At 72.6% G+C, this 16,835-nt stretch carries 15 protein-coding genes; 8 read left to right on the top strand and 7 right to left on the bottom strand.

The genetic code is table 11. The features are described from left to right. The first annotated feature begins 170 nt into the window (after positions 1 to 170). The 4 genes from AB0G20_RS03250 to AB0G20_RS03235 all read left to right on the top strand — a co-directional run bounded on the left by AB0G20_RS03250 (position 171) and on the right by AB0G20_RS03235 (position 7,359). Positions 171 to 2,825 (top strand): CocE/NonD family hydrolase, encoded by a 2,655-nt coding sequence (locus AB0G20_RS03250; RefSeq protein ID WP_361294974.1) that lies wholly within the window; start codon positions 171 to 173, stop codon positions 2,823 to 2,825. Beyond that, complete coding sequence (locus tag AB0G20_RS03245) at positions 2,822 to 3,688, top strand: ABC transporter permease (RefSeq protein WP_361294971.1); 867 nt, start codon at positions 2,822 to 2,824, stop codon at positions 3,686 to 3,688. The genes AB0G20_RS03250 and AB0G20_RS03245 overlap by 4 nt, the downstream gene beginning before the upstream one ends. Before the next feature lie 148 nt (positions 3,689 to 3,836). Beyond that, the gene (locus AB0G20_RS03240) at positions 3,837 to 5,336 is read left to right on the top strand and encodes a von Willebrand factor type A domain-containing protein (RefSeq protein ID WP_361294968.1); all 1,500 of its coding nucleotides are present in this window, start codon (positions 3,837 to 3,839) and stop codon (positions 5,334 to 5,336) included. Positions 5,337 to 5,433: 97 nt separating this feature from the next. Beyond that, positions 5,434 to 7,359: an AMP-binding protein gene (locus AB0G20_RS03235; protein ID WP_361294965.1), complete on the top strand. Its 1,926-nt coding sequence runs from the start codon at positions 5,434 to 5,436 to the stop codon at positions 7,357 to 7,359. A 73-nt stretch (positions 7,360 to 7,432) separates the two neighbouring features. Here AB0G20_RS03235 and AB0G20_RS03230 read toward each other — a convergent pair whose 3' ends face one another. Beyond that, the gene (locus tag AB0G20_RS03230; RefSeq protein WP_361294962.1) at positions 7,433 to 7,828 is read right to left on the bottom strand and encodes a rodlin; all 396 of its coding nucleotides are present in this window, start codon (positions 7,826 to 7,828) and stop codon (positions 7,433 to 7,435) included. 244 nt (positions 7,829 to 8,072) lie between these two features. On the opposite strand from AB0G20_RS03230, the gene AB0G20_RS03225 reads away from it, so the two are divergent. The 3 genes from AB0G20_RS03225 to AB0G20_RS03215 all read left to right on the top strand — a co-directional run bounded on the left by AB0G20_RS03225 (position 8,073) and on the right by AB0G20_RS03215 (position 9,646). After that, positions 8,073 to 8,468, top strand: coding sequence for a rodlin (locus AB0G20_RS03225; RefSeq protein WP_030838260.1), 396 nt, complete (start codon positions 8,073 to 8,075; stop codon positions 8,466 to 8,468). A gap of 189 nt (positions 8,469 to 8,657) precedes the next feature. Continuing rightward, positions 8,658 to 8,885, top strand: coding sequence for a chaplin (locus AB0G20_RS03220; RefSeq protein WP_361295803.1), 228 nt, complete (start codon positions 8,658 to 8,660; stop codon positions 8,883 to 8,885). A 107-nt stretch (positions 8,886 to 8,992) separates the two neighbouring features. After that, positions 8,993 to 9,646: a chaplin gene (locus AB0G20_RS03215; protein ID WP_361294958.1), complete on the top strand. Its 654-nt coding sequence runs from the start codon at positions 8,993 to 8,995 to the stop codon at positions 9,644 to 9,646. 49 nt (positions 9,647 to 9,695) lie between these two features. On the opposite strand, the gene AB0G20_RS03210 is transcribed toward AB0G20_RS03215, so the two are convergent. Further along, positions 9,696 to 9,905: a hypothetical protein gene (locus AB0G20_RS03210; RefSeq protein ID WP_361294955.1), complete on the bottom strand. Its 210-nt coding sequence runs from the start codon at positions 9,903 to 9,905 to the stop codon at positions 9,696 to 9,698. Between the two features lie 240 nt (positions 9,906 to 10,145). On the opposite strand from AB0G20_RS03210, the gene AB0G20_RS03205 reads away from it, so the two are divergent. Then, positions 10,146 to 11,372 carry a glycosyl hydrolase gene (locus AB0G20_RS03205; RefSeq protein WP_361294952.1) on the top strand — a complete coding sequence of 409 codons (1,227 nt, stop codon included), beginning with the start codon at positions 10,146 to 10,148 and terminating at the stop codon, positions 11,370 to 11,372. 36 nt (positions 11,373 to 11,408) lie between these two features. On the opposite strand, the gene AB0G20_RS03200 is transcribed toward AB0G20_RS03205, so the two are convergent. From AB0G20_RS03200 to AB0G20_RS03180, 5 genes are read right to left on the bottom strand one after another with little or no spacing between them, the layout of a single operon-like run. After that, entirely contained in the window at positions 11,409 to 12,509 is a 1,101-nt protein-coding gene (locus AB0G20_RS03200) for a GNAT family N-acetyltransferase (protein WP_361294949.1), read from the bottom strand. Further along, entirely contained in the window at positions 12,506 to 13,156 is a 651-nt protein-coding gene (locus tag AB0G20_RS03195; protein ID WP_361294946.1) for a lipopolysaccharide biosynthesis protein, read from the bottom strand. The genes AB0G20_RS03200 and AB0G20_RS03195 overlap by 4 nt, the downstream gene beginning before the upstream one ends. Beyond that, complete coding sequence (locus tag AB0G20_RS03190) at positions 13,153 to 14,304, bottom strand: glycosyltransferase (protein WP_361294943.1); 1,152 nt, start codon at positions 14,302 to 14,304, stop codon at positions 13,153 to 13,155. Before AB0G20_RS03190 ends, AB0G20_RS03195 begins: the two co-directional genes overlap by 4 nt. After that, on the bottom strand, positions 14,301 to 15,062 hold the full coding sequence (locus tag AB0G20_RS03185) for a polysaccharide deacetylase family protein (protein ID WP_361294940.1): 762 nt from the start codon (positions 15,060 to 15,062) through the stop codon (positions 14,301 to 14,303). The genes AB0G20_RS03190 and AB0G20_RS03185 overlap by 4 nt, the downstream gene beginning before the upstream one ends. Continuing rightward, entirely contained in the window at positions 15,046 to 16,701 is a 1,656-nt protein-coding gene (locus tag AB0G20_RS03180; protein WP_361294937.1) for a lipid II flippase MurJ, read from the bottom strand. The genes AB0G20_RS03185 and AB0G20_RS03180 overlap by 17 nt, the downstream gene beginning before the upstream one ends. Between the last annotated feature and the right edge of the window lie 134 nt (positions 16,702 to 16,835).

Here is a 16,835-nt window from a genome sequence, read left to right as displayed (position 1 = left end):
CGCGAACAACCCCGGCGCACCCGCACCCGGCAGAGCACAGCCCCCCCGCCGAGCCGGGACCCGTACACCACCCGCAGTACGCCGAAAACTCCGTGTACACCCCTGGAAGGCCCCGCACTTCGGCCTCCGGTCGACAACTGTTCGACAGGTTCACCCCGTACCGTTGACGCATGGATCTTCGACTGCCCGGACTCCGCGGGCTGACCCGGCGACCCCGGCGCCTCATGGCCGCCGGGGCCGCTGTCGTCGTGCTCGCCGGAGCGGGCACATGGACCGCCGTCGCGGACGACGACGCACCCCCGGTCCACCGCGAAGACCGGGCCCTGCCCACCGGCGACGGCGTCCGCATCGACACCTCGTACTTCACCTCCGGCGGGGCCGATCGCCGCCCCGCCGTCCTGCTCGGGCACGGCTTCGGCGGCAGCAAGAACGACGTACGGCAGCAGGCCGAGGACCTCGCCCGGGACGGCTACGCGGTCCTGACCTGGTCGGCCCGCGGCTTCGGCACGTCGAACGGCAAGATCGGGCTGAACGACCCCGAGGGCGAGGTCGCCGACGTCTCCAAGCTCATCGACTGGCTGGCGAAGCAGCCCCAGGTCGAGCTCGACAAGAAGGGCGACCCCCGCGTCGGCATGGCCGGCGCCTCCTACGGCGGCGCCATCGCACTGCTCGCGGCGGGGCACGACCAGCGCGTGGACGCCATCGCCCCGGCGATCACCTACTGGAACCTCGCCGACGCCCTCTTCCCGAACGGCGTGTTCAAGAAGCTCTGGGCCGGCATCTTCGTCAACTCCGGCGGCGGCTGCGAGAAGTTCGAGCCCGCGCTGTGCCGGATGTACGAGCGGGTCGCCGAGTCGGGCGAGCCGGACGCGGAGGCGCGCAAACTGCTCGAAGAGCGCTCACCGTCCGCGGTCGGCGGGAACATCAAGGTGCCGACGCTGCTGATGCAGGGCCAGTCCGACTCCCTCTTCCCGCTCGACCAGGCCGACCGGGCCGCGAAGGCCATCCGCGCCAATGGCGCCCCCGTCGACGTCGACTGGATCGCCGGCGGCCACGACGGCGGCGACATGGAGACCGGCCGCGTCCAAGGCCGCGTGACGTCCTGGTTCGACCGTTACCTGAAGGACGACAAGGGCGCCGACACCGGCCCCGCCTTCCGCGTCACCCGCACCCTCGGCACGGGCTCCGGCGACGGCGAACCCCGCCTGGCCGGCGTGACCTCGGACCGCTACCCCGGCCTGGAGAGCAAGCAGCGCTCCGTCTCCCTGGCCGGCCGCGAGCAGACCTTCGACAACCCGCCCGGCGCCAGCCCGCCCGGCGTCTCCGCCCTGCCCGGCCTCGGCGGCGCCGGCGGCCTCAGCCAGCTCTCCACGCTCGGCATCGGCGTCTCCCTCGACTTCCCCGGCCAGTTCGCCGCGTTCGAGTCGGAGCCCTTCCGGGGCGACGTCCAGATCACCGGCTCCCCGACGGCGACCGTCCACGTGAAGTCCACCAGCGACGACGCCGTGCTCTTCGCGAAGGTCTACGACGTCGGCCCGGGCCGCACCCAGCCGGTGCTGCCCTCCCAGCTGGTGACGCCCATCAGGATCGAGGGCGCCAAGGCCGGCAAGGACGTCACCATCACGCTCCCGGCCATCGACCACGAGGTCGACGACGGTCACCGGTTGCGCCTGGTCCTCGCCTCGACGGACCTCGGCTACGCCTCCCCGACGGCCCCGGCGGCGTACACCGTCTCCCTCAAGGGCGATCTGAAGGTCCCGTCGGCTCTCGGCGAGAGCAACACACAGGGGTCGCTGCCCGCCTGGGTGTGGTGGATGCCGATCGCGGGCGCCGCGATCGCACTGGCCCTGATCGTCACCGGACGCCGCCGCACGGCCGCACCCGCCCCGCCCGACCCCACGCTGGCCGAAGTCCCGCTCCAGATCACCGACCTGACCAAGCGGTACGCCAAGGCCTCCGACCGGTACGCGGTCAAGGACCTCTCCTTCCGTGTGGAGAAGGGGCAGGTGCTGGGCCTGCTCGGCCCCAACGGGGCGGGCAAGACCACGACCCTGCGCATGCTGATGGGCCTGATCAAGCCCGACGGCGGCGAGATCCGCGTCTTCGGCCACGCCATCAGCCCCGGCGCCCCGGTCCTCTCCCGGGTCGGCGCCTTCGTCGAGGGCGCGGGCTTCCTGCCCCACCTGTCCGGCCGCGAGAACCTGGAGCTGTACTGGCGCGCCACCGGCCGCCCGCCCGAGGACGCGCACCTGGAGGAGGCCCTGGAGATCGCGGGCCTGGGCGACGCCCTCGCCCGCGCCGTGCGCACCTACTCCCAGGGCATGCGCCAGCGCCTCGCCATCGCCCAGGCCATGCTCGGCCTGCCGGACCTGCTCATCCTCGACGAGCCGACCAACGGCCTCGACCCGCCCCAGATCCGCGAGATGCGCGAGGTGATGATCCGCTACGCCGCCGCCGGACGCACGGTCATCGTCTCCAGCCACCTCCTCGCGGAGGTCGAGCAGACCTGCACCCACCTGGTCGTGATGGACCACGGACAGCTCGTCCAGGCGGGCCCGGTCGCGGACATCGTCGGCTCGGGCGACACCCTCCTCGTCGGCACGGCCACGCCCGTGGACGAGCCCGTCGTGGAGAAGGTCACCGCCCTGCCGGGCGTCGCCTCGGCCGTGCGCACCGACGAGGGTCTCCTCGTCCAGCTCGACGCCGACGGCACCCCGCAGCGCCTGGTCGCCGACCTCGTACGGCTCGACGTGGCGGTGCGGTCGGTCGGCCCCCACCGCCGCCTGGAGGACGCCTTCCTCACCCTGATCGGAGCCGAAGCATGAGCACGCTCGCCGAGCCGCCCGTCGAGGTCGCCGACGGCTACCGCGCGGGCCGCACCCTGCCCTTCCGCGTCGAGCTGGTCCGGCAGCTGAAGCGGCGCCGCACCCAGGTCATGGCCGGTGTGCTGGTCGCCCTGCCGATCATCCTGCTCATCGCCTTCCAGGTCGGCGGCGACCCGGGCGGCAACAACAACCGCGTCAACCTCATGGACACGGCGACGGCCTCCGGAGCCAACTTCGCCGCCGTCAACCTCTTCTCCGCCGCCGGCTTCCTCCTCGTCATCCCCGTCGCCCTGTTCTGCGGCGACACCGTCGCCTCGGAGGCGAGCTGGTCCTCCCTGCGCTATCTGCTCGCGGCCCCCGTGCCCCGGGCCAGGCTGCTGTGGTCCAAGCTCGCCGTCGGACTCACCCTGAGCCTGACCGCGATGATCCTGCTCCCGGTCGTCGCCCTCGCCGTGGGGACGGCCGCCTACGGCTGGGGACCGCTCGAACTGCCCACCGGCGGCACCCTGCCCACCGGCACGGCCGCCCAGCGCCTGCTGATCGTCGTCGCCTACATCATGGTGTCCCAACTGGTCACCGCAGGCCTCGCGTTCTGGCTGTCGACCCGGACCGACGCCCCGCTCGGCGCGGTAGGCGGCGCGGTGTTCCTCACCATCATCGGCAGCGTCCTCGACGAGGTGACGGCCCTCGGCGACTGGCGCCACTTCCTGCCCGCCCACTGGCAGTACGCCTGGCTCGACGCCGTCCGGCCCCGGTTGGAGTGGTCGGACATGATCCAGGGCACGTCGATTTCCGTAACGTACGCGCTCGTGCTGTTCGCCCTGGCCTTCCGCGGTTTCGCCCGCAAGGACGTCGTCTCCTAGGTCAACGGAGGATCACCCACCGGTCTCGAAGGGCGGTCCCCGTGGCCGCTTCGAGACGCTTCCGCAACTCCCCGTACCGCACGTTCGGGCCCCCTGCGCCGTCACAGTCGCAAGAAGCCGACGCCAACGGATGCAGGGGGTACGGACGATGGAACGGTTCCGGACACGAACAGCGCTGCTCGCCCTCACGGCCGCGAGCGGCCTGCTGCTCACCGCGTGCAGCGGGAGCGCCGACTCCGGCGACGGCAGCAAGGCCGCCGACCGCCCCGACTACAGCGCGGGCCAGCCCGCACCCGGCCAGAACCAGGACGCCGAGGAGCGGGACGACCGCCGGGAAGACCCCGACCACCTCTCCACCTTCGCCCTCGACGTCGACACCGCCTCCTACGACTACGCCCGCCGCTCCCTCGCCGACGGCCGGCTGCCCGACCCGTCGACCGTCCGCCCCGAGGAGTTCGTCAACAGCTTCCGCCAGGACTACGACCGCCCCGACGGCGACGGCTTCTCGGTCACCGTCGACGGCGCCCGCACCGGCGACGAGGACTGGTCCCTGGTCCGCGTCGGCCTCGCCACCCGCACCACGGAACGCTCCGGCGAACGCCCGCCCGCCGCCCTCACCTTCGTCATCGACGTCTCGGGCTCCATGGCCGAACCGGGCCGCCTGGACCTCGCCCAGGAGTCCCTCTCCGTGATGACGGACCGGCTGCGCGACAACGACTCGGTCGCGCTCGTCACCTTCAGCGACGAGGCCGAGACCGTCCTGCCCATGACCCGCCTGGACGGCAACCGCGACGAGATCCAGGACGCCATCTCCGACCTGGACACCCAGGACTCCACCAACCTCGGCGCCGGCGTCGAGACCGGCTACGAGACCGCCGTCGAGGGCCTGCGCAAGGGCGCCACCAACCGCGTCGTCCTCGTCTCCGACGCCCTCGCCAACACCGGCGACACCGACGCGGACGCCATCCTGGAGCGGATCTCCGGCGAACGCCGCGAGCACGGCATCACCCTCTTCGGTGTCGGCGTCGGCAGCGACTACGGCGACGCCCTCATGGAAGACCTCGCCGACAAGGGCGACGGCCACACCGTCTACGTGTCCGACTCCGACGAGGCCCGCAAGGTCTTCTCCGAGCAGCTCCCGCGCAACATCGACCTCACCGCCCGCGACGCCAAGGCCCAGGTCGCCTTCGACCCGGAGACGGTCGAGGAGTTCCGCCTGGTCGGCTACGACAACCGCCGCGTCGCCGACGAGGACTTCCGCGACGACCGCGTCGACGGCGGCGAGGTCGGCCCCGGCCACACCGTCACCGCCCTGTACGCCGTGCGCACCAGGCCCGGCGCCGAGGGCCACCTCGCCACGGCCACCGTCCGCTGGCTCGACCCGGGCACCCGCGACCCGCACGAGGAGACCGGCGATCTGGAGACCGACGCGCTCGACGACTCCGTCTGGAGCGCGAACCGCGGCCTGCGGACCACCGCCACGGCCGCCTACTTCGCCGACGCCCTCGGCCACGACGGGCCCGGCCTGCCCGACGCCCCGCGGCTCGACGAACTCGCCGACCACGCGGACGACTTGGCCGACCGCTCGGAGAGCGAGGAGATCCGCCGGCTCGCCGAGGCGATCGACACCGCGAGCCGCCTGATGTGACCCCCGGCCCATTGACCTACGCTTACTTCTGAGTAAGTTTACTCCAGAGTAAGTAAGTGCGGCAGCACCTCAGCCTCATCCGCGACCGGGAGCCGTCATGGGCGTACGCAAGGATCTGCAACGGGCGAAGCAGCGCACCGACCTGGCGATCCGCACGAAGGCCGAGACCGTCAGGGACGAGCGGGGCGTCGTCCGCGAGGCCCGCGTGGCTCCCCTCGCGCCCCGCCCGACGACCGGCAGCATCGCGGACATCCCGTACACCAACGCGGCCGAGGCCCCCGACGCCGTGGTCCTGCGCCGCGAGCTGCACGGCAGCTGGCAGCCCGTCACGGCGGCGGCGTTCGCCCGCGAAGTCACCGCCGTGGCCAAGGGACTGATCGCCGCGGGCCTCGAACCGGGCGGCCGCGTCGCGGTGATGTCCCGCACCCGCTACGAGTGGACGGTCCTGGACTTCGCCGTCTGGTCCGCCGGCGGCCAGACCGTCCCCGTCTACGCCACCTCCTCCGCCGACCAGGTGGAGTGGATCGTCCGCGACTCGGGCGCCCGATACGTCGTCACGGAGACCGCCGAGAACGCCGACACGGTCCTGACCGGCACGGCCGCCCACCCCCGGCCCCCACGCGTCTGGCGACTCGACGGCGACGCCCTCGACGACCTCACCGCCCTCGGCCGGGACGTGCCCGACGAGGAGGTCACCAAGCGCCGCACCGCCCTCACCCCCGACACGACGGCGACCCTCTGCTACACCTCCGGCACCACCGGCCGCCCCAAGGGCTGCGTCCTCACCCACGCCAACCTGCACGCCGAGGCCGCCAACACGGTCGAGCTCCTCCACCCCCTGTTCAAGGAGGTCACCGGCGAGACCGCCTCGACCCTGCTGTTCCTCCCCCTCGCCCACATCCTCGGCCGCACCCTCCAGATCGCCTGCCTGATGGCCCGGATCGAGATCGGCCACTGCCCGAGCATCAAACCCGACGAACTCCGCCCGGCCCTCAGGGCGTTCCGCCCGACCTTCCTGGTCGGCGTCCCCTACCTCTTCGAGAAGATCCACGACACCGGCCGCGCCACCGCCGAGAAGCTCGGCCGCGGCGCCTCCTTCGACCGCGCCCACCGCATCGCCGTCCGCTTCGGCGAGGCCCACATGAACCGGTTCCTGGGCAAGGGCCCAAGGCCCGGCCCCGGTCTGCGCGCCGCCTGGGCCCTGTACGACCTGCTGGTCTATCGCCGCATCCGCAAGGAACTCGGCGGCCGCATGCGCTACGCCATCAGCGGCGGCAGCCCCCTCGACCGCGACCTCAACCTCTTCTTCTACGCGGCCGGCATCCTGATCTACGAGGGCTACGGCCTCACCGAGACCACGGCCGCCGCCACCATCGTCCCGCCCCTGGACCCCCGCCCCGGCACGGTCGGCCTGCCTGTCCCCGGCACCACCGTCCGCATCGCCGACGACGGTGAGGTCCTCATCCGGGGCGGGATCGTCTTCGGCGCCTACTGGAACAACCCGGACGCGACCGGGGAGGTCCTGGACGACGGCTGGTTCGCGACCGGCGACCTCGGTTCCCTCGACGAGGACGGCTACCTCACCATCACCGGCCGCAAGAAGGACATCCTCGTCACCACCGGCGGCAAGAACGTCTCCCCGGCCGTCCTGGAGGACCGCCTGCGCAGCCGCCCGCCCGTCGGCCAGTGCCTCGTCGTCGGCGACAACCGCCCCTACGTCGCCGCCCTCGTCACCCTGGACCCCGAGGCCCTCGCCCACTGGCTCGCGGTCCGCAAACTCCCCGCCGACACCCCGATGTCCGACCTCGTCCGCGACGAACGCCTGCGCGCCTATGTGCAGAAGGCCGTGGACCACGCCAACGAAGCCGTCTCACGCGCCGAGTCGATCCGCGCCTTCACCCTCGTCGAGGGCGAGTTCACCGAGGAGAACGGGCTGCTGACCCCGTCCCTGAAGGTCAAGCGCCAGGCGGCGACGGCCGCGTACGCCGAGCAGATCGAGGCGCTGTACGCGGGCAGGCACTGACGCGCGGCACACGGCAAAAGGGGGCGGGCCGCCGAGCAGTCGCTCGGCGGCCCGCCCCTTCGTCACCGCTGTGTCACTCGCCGTTCGCGGACAGGATCGACACGTCCTCCAGCAGGTGCGCCAGCGCACCGTCGCGCTTGGCGTTGGTGGAGTTCTCGGCACACTGCTGCTGCTGGTGGTCCGACAGGATCGGGATGTCCTGGATCGGGATACCGACGAGCGCGCCGACCCCGATGGGCAGGTCGTTCACGGCGATGCACGGCTTGTTGAACGAGCCCTGGATCAGCGCCATCTGCGGGCTCATGTTGCCGTACGTCGACGAGTTGCCGAAGCTCTGCATCGCCCCGTTGCCGTTCACGGCCGTCGGGCCGCTGTCGTCGCCGACAGCCAGCGCCTGCGGGGCCGCTGCAGCGGAGGCTCCCATGACGGAAGCGGCGATCGCCGCGGTGGCAATAACCTTCTTGATCACTGACCAGTCCTTTCTGAGGAAACCCCGTCCTCCGGAGCGTTCTGGTCAACTGCTCGGGCGGTGCATGGTTTCTCCCCATCACCCTGTCGGCCCACGCCAGGACAGTTTGTGTGTTCTTCGGTCCCGGTGATTATCAGGGCTTTGCGGCGCTGCGGGCCAACCGGGTGAACACCCGCAACCAATTATCCGGAGCCCGGTTGATGAGGCCGTAGGACATGCGTCGCTACGAGGAAAGGAACGCGAAGTGCTCAAGAAGGCAATGGTCGCCGCGGCAGCCGCCGCTTCTGTCATCGGAATGTCGGTGGCGGCTGCTCCCCAGGCTCTTGCCGTCGGGGACGACTCCGGACCGTCTGTCGCCAACGGCAACGGCGCCTCGTCGTCGTTCGGCAACTCGGCGACCAAGGGCGACATGAGCCCCCAGCTCTCGCTGGTCGACGGCACGCTCAACAAGCCCTGTCTCGCCGTTCAGGACCTCGACGTCGGCGTCGCCGCCCTCATCGGTGTGGTGGTCCAGGACATCCCGGTCCTGTCGGACCACGTCCAGCAGCAGTGCGCGGACAACTCCACGAACACCAAGCGGGACGGTGCGCTCAACCACATCCTGGAGGACCTGTCGGTCCTGTCGGCGAACGGCGACTGAGCCGTACCGTACGCAGCCCGGGCGGCCCGCTGGATTTCACGGCGGGCCGCCCGGCCGTACTTGTCAACTTTTCGTGGGGCAATCGAGTGAATTACCCCACCCTATACGTTGTTCAGTTTCTTCGGCTGTCAATTCCTCGTTTGCAGGCTGCAGGTCATGGTGGGCATGACCGCAGAGAAGGGAAAGTTCATGAAGAAGAGCGCTGCTGTCTTCGCGGGCGCGATCATGGCTCTGGGCATGGCCAGCCCGGCCATCGCCGACTCCGGCGCCCAGGGTGCCGCTGTCGGTTCCCCGGGTGTCCTCTCCGGCAATGTGATCCAGATTCCCGTGCACATCCCGCTCAACGTGTGCGGCAACACCGTGGACGTCATCGCCGCCCTGAACCCGGCGTTCGGCAACGAGTGCGAGAACGACTGACTCGGCAACGCACGAGCAGCATCGGCTGCGACCTGGCCGGCCCTGGGACAACACCGTTCGTTCCGGGGTCGGCTTTTCCCACTTCTACGAGCAGGAAGACAACGAGATTGCGACAGACCCTGAGCAGGGGAATGGTCGCGGCGGCGGCCGCGACGGGCATCCTGTCCCTGTGCGGCGGCGCCGCTTTCGCCGACACCTCGGCCGACGGAGTGACCAAGGGCTCACCGGGCGCCCTGTCCGGCAACACCGTCCAGGCCCCCGTCGAGGTACCGGTGAACGCCTGCGGCAACAGCGTCGACGTGATCGCCGCGCTCAACCCGTCCTTCGGCAACTCCTGCGCCAACGAGGCGGACGCCGACGGCGGTGACGGCGAGGACAGGTCCCGCGGCGACGAGGACACGTCCTACGACGACGAGGACACGTCCTACGGCGACGGCGGATACGGAGACGACGACGGCGGCTACGGGTACGGCGACACCCCTCCGACCAAGCCCCCGCACACGCCCCCGACGAAGCCCCCGCACACCCCTCCGACCAAGCCCCCGCACACACCCCCGCCGGGCGGCGATCAGTCGACGCCTCCGGCGACACCCCCGGGCGGCCACCAGACGCCCCCGCCACCTCCCGGTGATCAGGAGCAGCCGCCGAGTCTCCCCGAGACCGGCGCCGCCGACCTGCTCGGTGCCGCGGGCGCCAGTGCCGCGCTGATCGTGAGCGGCGTCGTGCTGTACCGGCGAGGCCGGGCCGCGTCCCACCGCTGACACAGCGGGTGCCGGACGCAAGCGCCCGGCACCCGTGAGGCCTGTGGGATCAGCACTGGTCCGGGAAGAAGAACCCGAGCAGCGGGATGCCCAGCAGGGTCAGTCCCAGGCTGTCGTGCTCGTTGCACTCCCGGGAGTTCGACTGGTCGCCGACCTCGGGGAGGAGGTCCGCGTCCACGGCGGACGCGGTGCCGCCGAGGACGGCGACGCTCAGGACCAGGCTGGAAAGCACCGTGGCGGTGCGCTTCATGTGAGTCATGAGAACAAATTAGGCATTTCTTTATAAAAGCATGTACTTCTATTCGGCCGGCCGAGTGAACCGCCCCACCGGGTCGGGAACGCCTGCAGCAGCGGCCGGCTGCCCCCTCTCCCGCGCATTTCCTTCGAACTGGGTCACCGGTGCGGGGGAGCGCACCACTCGAAAGCCTCAGCGACGGTGGCGTGAATGCCATTCATATGACTGAGTGTCAGTAAGTGGAGGCGAGCGAAAGGGGCGGCCATGGTCACACGGCAGCGACGCGTACGGTCCCGGCGACTGGCATTCGTCGCGGCGGCGGTCGCCGTGACGGCGGCGCTGACGTCCGGTCACATGGTTGCCGCCGAGGCGGGATCGATGCGCCCCGCCGAGCCGCCTCCACCGGTGCCCGCGGCCACACCGGCGGCGCCCGCCAAGCACGTTCCGGCCTTCGGCGCCTACCTCGACTACGGTCCCCGCGGCGTGGCCCGGATGGCCCAGCTCAGCACCTGGCTCGGCGGTGCCGAACTGCGCGTCGGGCACACCTACCTCCCCGGCGACCGCTGGAGCAACATCGAAGGCCTCCCCGGCTTCCTCGACGTGTGGGCGAACTGGCGGCGCGAGCGGGCAGACCGGCTCCTCGTCCTCAACGTGCCCATGATGGAGCGCAACGAGGAGGGCGTGTCGGACCACGAGGTACGCCGGCTGCTGCGTGACGGCGCGGCCGGCCGATTCGACCACCACTTCCGCAGACTCGCCGAGCGGCTGGTCGAGCTGGGGGTGCCGGACACGGTCCTGGTGCTCGGCTGGGAGATGAACGGCATCACCTACACCCACCGCTGCGGGCCGGACCCGGAGTCCTGGAAGCAGTACTGGAACAGGATCGTCACCACCATGCGTGCGGTGCCGGGCCAGAAATTCCGGTTCGACTTCACCCCGAGTCGCGGCCGGGACGCCGTCCCCTGGACGCAGTGTTATCCGGGGGACGACACCGTCGACATCATCGGCATGGACGCGTACGACCAGCCGCGGGGAATGTCGTTCGACGAACAGGTGAAGGAGCCCTACGGACTCCAGGAACACGTGGAGTTCGCGAAAGCCCACGGCAAGGCCATTTCCTACCCGGAATGGGGACTCTTCCGCAACGGCGACAACCCCGAGTACATGAAGCGCATGCTCGCCTGGATGGACGAGCACAAACCGCTGTACCAGACGCTGACCGACTACTGCCCGCACGGCGTGTGGCAGTGCGACGACAACCCCCGGGCCTCCCAGGTCTACCGGTCCTTCCTCTTCGGCCGCGACGACCAGCCGGACCCGGCCCCCACCGCCCCGGCCCAGCCCCCGGCGCCCACCCCCACACCGCAGCCGACCACGCCCACCCCGGAGCGCCCGGCGAACTGCTCGCCGCTGAACCTCGGCGACTGGGTCGAGTACTGGATCGGCGGCAAGCTGTGCCTGCGCCTCGACTGGTGGTCGCGTACGAGGTAGCCGGGACGGACGTCCCACCGGCGGCGGCGGACCCGGTCAGGGCCCGCCGCGGCCGTCGCGTTCCCGCAGGCGCCGCATCAGCTCCTTGACCCGTCTCCGGGCCGCCGCGTCGCACAACGCCGCCGTCAGCAGCGGTGCCGTGCGCCGCCGGGCCAGCAGCAGCCGCTGGTTCACCACCGCCCGCGGGCGCCAGCGGTGCTTGTAGGGCTCGTTGCCCCGCAGCAGACTCAGCGTGGCGGGCGTGCCGTCCTTGGTGTGGGTGGCGGTGGAGTCGAGCAGCATCGCCGCCACGTCCGCCTTGCGCTCCCGCAGCCCCGGATGGGCACCGTAGAGATAGCCGCCCGCGAGCCGGGGCGAGAGCAGCGTCACGTCGACCGCCACGACCTCGTCGTCGAGCCGGAACTCGGTGACGACCGCGTTCCCGGAGCGCACCATCGGCCCCACCGACCGCACCAGATGCTCACGGAACCGCCTCCGCAGGTGCTCCGACGTCACCTTCCGGCCCTGCCACTGCAACCGGTGCAGCTCCAGCAGCCGCAGCAGTGCCGTCTCCACCTCCCCCGGGGAGACGACGTGGCGCTGGATGCCGAGCGCGTCCAGCTTGCGCAGCTTGGCGCGCAGCCGCTGCTGGGTCTTCGACGGCACCCGCGCGATCAACTCGTCCATCGGCACGGCCGGCAGCTCCAGGCACACCGAGTCGCTCACCCGGCTGCGGGGCCCGGACCACCGCTCGTAGAGCTGTTCCGCCGCGCCGCCCGGCCGTACCTCGCGCAGGTCGATCAGCGCGGCCCGGGCGGCGGCCGCCAGCGCGCCGGTGAGCGCGGCCAGCGCCCCCTCGCCGTGCTCGTCGTCCAGCAGCACGTCCCCGTGGTCGGAGATCGCCCCGCCGAGCGGCACCAGCGCCGGGAGCGGACGCCGTACCCGCATCAGCGGTGCCGCCGCGACGAGTTCACCGCCGTGCCGCACCAGCACCAGCCGCAGCCGGCGGCGCCCGCCGTACGACTGCCACCACGAGTGCAGCCAGGCGTGGCACTGGAACGGGGTGGCCGACGCGCACCGCCGGTGCAGCCGGTCCCAGTCGGCGGCCAGGCCCGCGAAGACCCGCTCGTCGGTGACGAGTTCCGCGGTGTAGGTCACAGCTGCCCGTGGGTGTCGGCGGCGACGGCCGGACCGGGCACGGCGGCGGGGCGCCCGGTGCGGTCGGTGGTGCGCCGCGGCCGGACCAGCACGGCCAGCCCGCCCAGCAGACCGCCCGCGCTCGCGCCGACCAGCCCCGTCACCCGCGCCGAGGCGGAGGACGGTTCGGTGGGTTTCACCGCCCGGGCGAACTGCTGGAGTTCGACGTGGGTGGACTGCTCGGTGTCGCCCGCGTGCCGGGTCAGCGCGCGGGCCACGGCGTTGGCCATGTCGGCGGCGGCGTCCGGGCGGGAGGAGGTGGCCGTGACCGACACCATCGGCGCGTCCGGCGAGGTCGCCGTCCGGACACTCTCCTGCAGCGTCTTCACGGGCACGCCCGCCCACACCTGGGCGTCGCCGAGCACCGCGAGCTGGGGGGCGACCCGGCCGTAGGCCTGGGCGAAACCGAGGGCGGTGGCGGTGTCGGACTTCTCCGTCGGCACGGCGACGACATAGCTGGTCGCCGTGTACGCCGGCGTCCTGACCAGGCCGTACGTGCCGCCGAGCAGACCGCCCGCGACGGCCCCGGCCGCGAGCAGGGACCAGGGGGGCAGAGCCCTGGAGAGGGCGGTGACCTGGCGGTGCTGCCTTGCGGGGTTGTCGGTCATGAGGTGCGGGCTTCCTGGAGGGAGGGGGACAGGGGGCGGGAGACCGCGGCGGCGTACACGTCCATGAGCCGGGCGGCGCTGCGGGTGATGCAGTAGTGGCGGGCCGCCTCGGGTGCCGTGCGCGGTGCGGGGCCCTGCCGGCGCACGTCCGTCAGGGCGCGGGCGTAGGCGTCGGGGCCGCCGGTGACGCGCCGGGCGGCGGGCGCGGCGGACGGGGGCAGGTCCTCCAGGGCCGGGCAGGAGGCGTAGAGCACCGGCAGGCCGGACGCCAGGGCCTCCACGATCGCCAGGCCGAAGGCCTCCTCCGGGGACGGTGAGGCGAGGACGTCCATCGCGCAGGTCAGCGACGGCAGGTCGGGGCCGGGCGTGCCGTCCGGGACGCAGGGGCGTTCGCCGGTGAACAGCACACGGTCGGCGACCCCGGCCGCACGGGCGGTGCGGCGCAGCACGTCCTCCTCCGGGCCGCCGCCGACCAGCAGCAGCCAGTGGTCGTCGGGGAGTTGCGCGAGCGCGCGGATGAGCGCGCCGAAGCGCTTGCCGGGCGTGAGGCGGCCGACGGCGCCGATGACGTAGGCGTCGTCCGGCAGGCCGAGCCGGCGGCGGGTGTCGTGGCGGCGGGCCGCGTCGAAGCGGAAGCGGGCCACGTCGATGCCGTTGGGCACGACCTCGATCCGCGGCCCGGGCACGCCCCAGTGCTTCAGCCGCTCGGCGACGGTGGGGGAGACCGCGACCGTCGTACGGCCCAGCCGCTCGCCCGCCAGGTACAGGGCACGCACCCCGGCGTTCAGCGGGCGGCCCTCCATCTGCGAGTCGCCGAGGGAGTGTTCGGTGGCGACGACCGCCCGGACCCCCGCGAGGCGCGCGGCGAGGCGGCCGTAGAGGCAGGCCCGGTAGAGGTGGGTGTGCACGAGCTGGTAGCCGCCCGAGCGGATGATCCGCACCAGGCGGGGCAGGGCGGCCAGGTCGCGGTTACCGGCCATGCCGAGGTCGAGGACCCGTACTCCGTCGGAGGCGAGCCCCGCGGCCACGGTGCCGGGGTTGGTCAGGGTCACCACGTCGCAGTCGAGGGGCAGATGCCGCAGCAGCAGCCGCAGTTGCTGCTCGGCCCCGCCCACGCCGAGGCCGGTGATGATGTGCAGGGCCTTCACCGCGGCTCCTCCACGGGTCGGCGGCGCAGCCGGTGCAGCCGGTACTTCAGGAACAGCCGTGCGGCGGTGTCGTTCTGGCCGATGTGCACCCGGGGCAGGGCGTGCGGGCCGCCGAGCGGGCCGGGGTCGATGGCGCACGCGTACGCGTAGCCGGCCTCCCGTACGGCGTCGACGGCCCGCTGGTCGAGCGTGCCGTACGGGTAGCAGAAGCCGGCGGGCGCGGCGCCCGTCAGCTCCGCGAGGACGGTCCTGCTGCCCTCGGCCTCCGACTTCAGGGTGACGTCGTCCGCCTGGGTCAGGTCGACGTGTGTGAGGCCGTGCGAGCCGATCTCGATGCCCTCGGCCGCGGCCCGCCGGACGCCGTCGGCGGTCAGCAGCCGCTTGCGCGGGCCCAGCGGGTCCCAGGCGTTGTCGCCGCCGAGCCGGCCCGGCAGCACGAACAGGGTCGCGCCGCAGTCGTGCCGGCGCAGGACGGGCAGGGCCTCGGTGACGAAGTCCGCGTAGCCGTCGTCGAAGGTCAGCCCGACCAGGTCACGGCCCTCGCCCCGGGCCCGGGCGGCGAGCAGCTCGGCCATGGACACGCCTCGCAGCCCGCGCCGCCGGAACCAGCCGAGCTGCCGGTCCAGCCGCTCGGGCGTGACCGTGATGCGGTAGGGGTCGTCCGTGGGGTCGCCGACGGAGTGGTACATCGCCACGAACGGGGCCGGACCGGGTCTGGTGCGGGCGCGGGTGTCCGGGGAGTCAACGGGAGCGGCCATGAGAGAGCCTTCGTGAGACGGAACGGAGGGATGTCAGCGCGGTGACGCAGCCCTGGTCGCCCAGGGCCCGGCCGAGCAGGAGGAAGACGACGCCGATGGTGAGCGCGCCGGCGAGGAGGGAGGAGAGGGGCGTGCCGGCCTGGCTCGCGGCCCAGGCGCCGGCGGGTGTCGCGACGGCCGCCGCCCCCACCGGCCTGCTCAGTTCGGCCAGCACGCGCCGGGTGCGGATCGGGATGCTGCGCGGGCCCATGCCGGCGAGCAGCAGGGCGGCCGTGACGGTGATGCCGGCGGCGTTGGCGGCGGCGATGCCCATGACGCCCCAGGGGCCCACCGCCCCCGCGCCGATGCCGGCGGTGACGGCGAGACCCACGGCCATCGCGCCGAGCGGGTACCAGGTGACGCGCCCCGCCGAGAAGTACGAGCGGATCAGGGCGCCGACCAGGGTGTGCGCGAGCAGGCCGAGGGCGTACACGCGCATCACCCGGACCGTCGCCGCCGTGTCCTCGCCGGTGAACGCGCCCCGCTGGAAGAGGAGTTCGACGATCTGCGGGGCGCAGGCCACGACGACGGACGCACCGGCCAGCATCACGCACGCGGCCAGGGCCAGGTCCCGTTCGACCCGGCTGCGAGCCCGCTCGGTGTCCCCGTCGGCCAGGGCGCGCGCGACCACCGGGAAGGTGACCGTGCACAGCATCAGCGACAGGGTCATGGGGATCTGGGCGATCTTCTGCGCGTAGTTCAGGTGCGAGATGGCACCGGAGGGCAGGGTGGAGCCGAGGAACCGCTCGACCAGTACCTGGGACTGCCGGCACAGCGCGAACAGCAGCACGGCGGCGAGCAGAGCGACCCCCATGGGACGACCGCCGCTGTCCGCGCCGGTGGATTCGGCCACCCCCGGCCGGGCCCGCAGCAGGCGCCACAGCACGGGCAGTTGCGCCACGATCATCAGACAGCCGCCGATCGCCACCCCGGCCGCCGCCGCGCGCACGCCCCACCGGGGGCCCAGGACGAGGACGGCGGTGATGATGCCGGTGTTGTAGGCGACGTAGATGGCCGCCGGGGCGAGGAAGCGGCGGTGTGCGCGCAGGGCGGCGCTGCAGTACCCGGCGAGGCCGAAGGTCAGCACGCAGGTGGCGGTGAGCCGGGTGCAGTCCACGGCGAGCGCGGGGTCGGGCAGGCCCGGGGCCAGGACGTGGACGACCTGCGGGGCGAAGGCGGCCAGCAGTGCGGCGACGGCGGCGAAGGCCAGCGCCAGCCGGGGCAGCGTACTGGCGACCAGCGAGCGGACCGGGTCGCCGGGAGCGCCCTGTGCCCGCCGGGCCAGGGCCATGCTGAACGCCGGGATCAGCGCGATGGCCAGTCCGTCCTCGATGAGCAGCGTGGCGGCGAACTCCGGCACGGTCCATGCCACGAGGAACGCGTCCGTCGCACTCCCGGCCCCGAACATCCGCGCCAACGCCTGGTCCCGCCCGAGCCCGAGCAGGGCCCCGGCGAAGGAGAGGACAGCGGTGAGCAGTGTGGCCCGGGCGAGGAACCCGCGGGTGACGGGGGCGTCCGCGGGGGAGGCGTGGGGGGTGGCCGGCGCACCGTCGGCCGCAGTCGAAGCACGGGAGGCCGGCGACGGCTGAGCGCCGGGCACTGCCCCTGCGGCGGTCGATGACCGGGGACCGGCCGGCTTCCCGCCCGCTGCCGCAGTCCGTGGGGCGGCCGGAGGCTCGTGCGGGGGCGCGGTCCGTGGGGCGGCCGTGGGCTCGTGTGCGGTCGATGCCAGGG

The sequence above is a fragment of the Streptomyces sp. NPDC024017 genome, assembly GCF_040638895.1.
Lineage (GTDB): Bacteria > Actinomycetota > Actinomycetes > Streptomycetales > Streptomycetaceae > Streptomyces.
Note: the sequence above shows the minus strand (reverse complement) of the source record. Positions and strands in the feature narration are given on the sequence as shown.

Coding starts and splice junctions, on each gene's coding strand:
- AB0G20_RS03250 (WP_361294974.1), top strand. CDS start 171: ATGGATCTTCGACTGCCCGGACTCCGCGGGCTGACCCGGCGACCCCGG.
- AB0G20_RS03245 (WP_361294971.1), top strand. CDS start 2,822: ATGAGCACGCTCGCCGAGCCGCCCGTCGAGGTCGCCGACGGCTACCGC.
- AB0G20_RS03240 (WP_361294968.1), top strand. CDS start 3,837: ATGGAACGGTTCCGGACACGAACAGCGCTGCTCGCCCTCACGGCCGCG.
- AB0G20_RS03235 (WP_361294965.1), top strand. CDS start 5,434: ATGGGCGTACGCAAGGATCTGCAACGGGCGAAGCAGCGCACCGACCTG.
- AB0G20_RS03220 (WP_361295803.1), top strand. CDS start 8,658: ATGAAGAAGAGCGCTGCTGTCTTCGCGGGCGCGATCATGGCTCTGGGC.
- AB0G20_RS03210 (WP_361294955.1), bottom strand. CDS start 9,905: ATGACTCACATGAAGCGCACCGCCACGGTGCTTTCCAGCCTGGTCCTG.
- AB0G20_RS03205 (WP_361294952.1), top strand. CDS start 10,146: ATGGTCACACGGCAGCGACGCGTACGGTCCCGGCGACTGGCATTCGTC.
- AB0G20_RS03195 (WP_361294946.1), bottom strand. CDS start 13,156: ATGACCGACAACCCCGCAAGGCAGCACCGCCAGGTCACCGCCCTCTCC.
- AB0G20_RS03185 (WP_361294940.1), bottom strand. CDS start 15,062: ATGGCCGCTCCCGTTGACTCCCCGGACACCCGCGCCCGCACCAGACCC.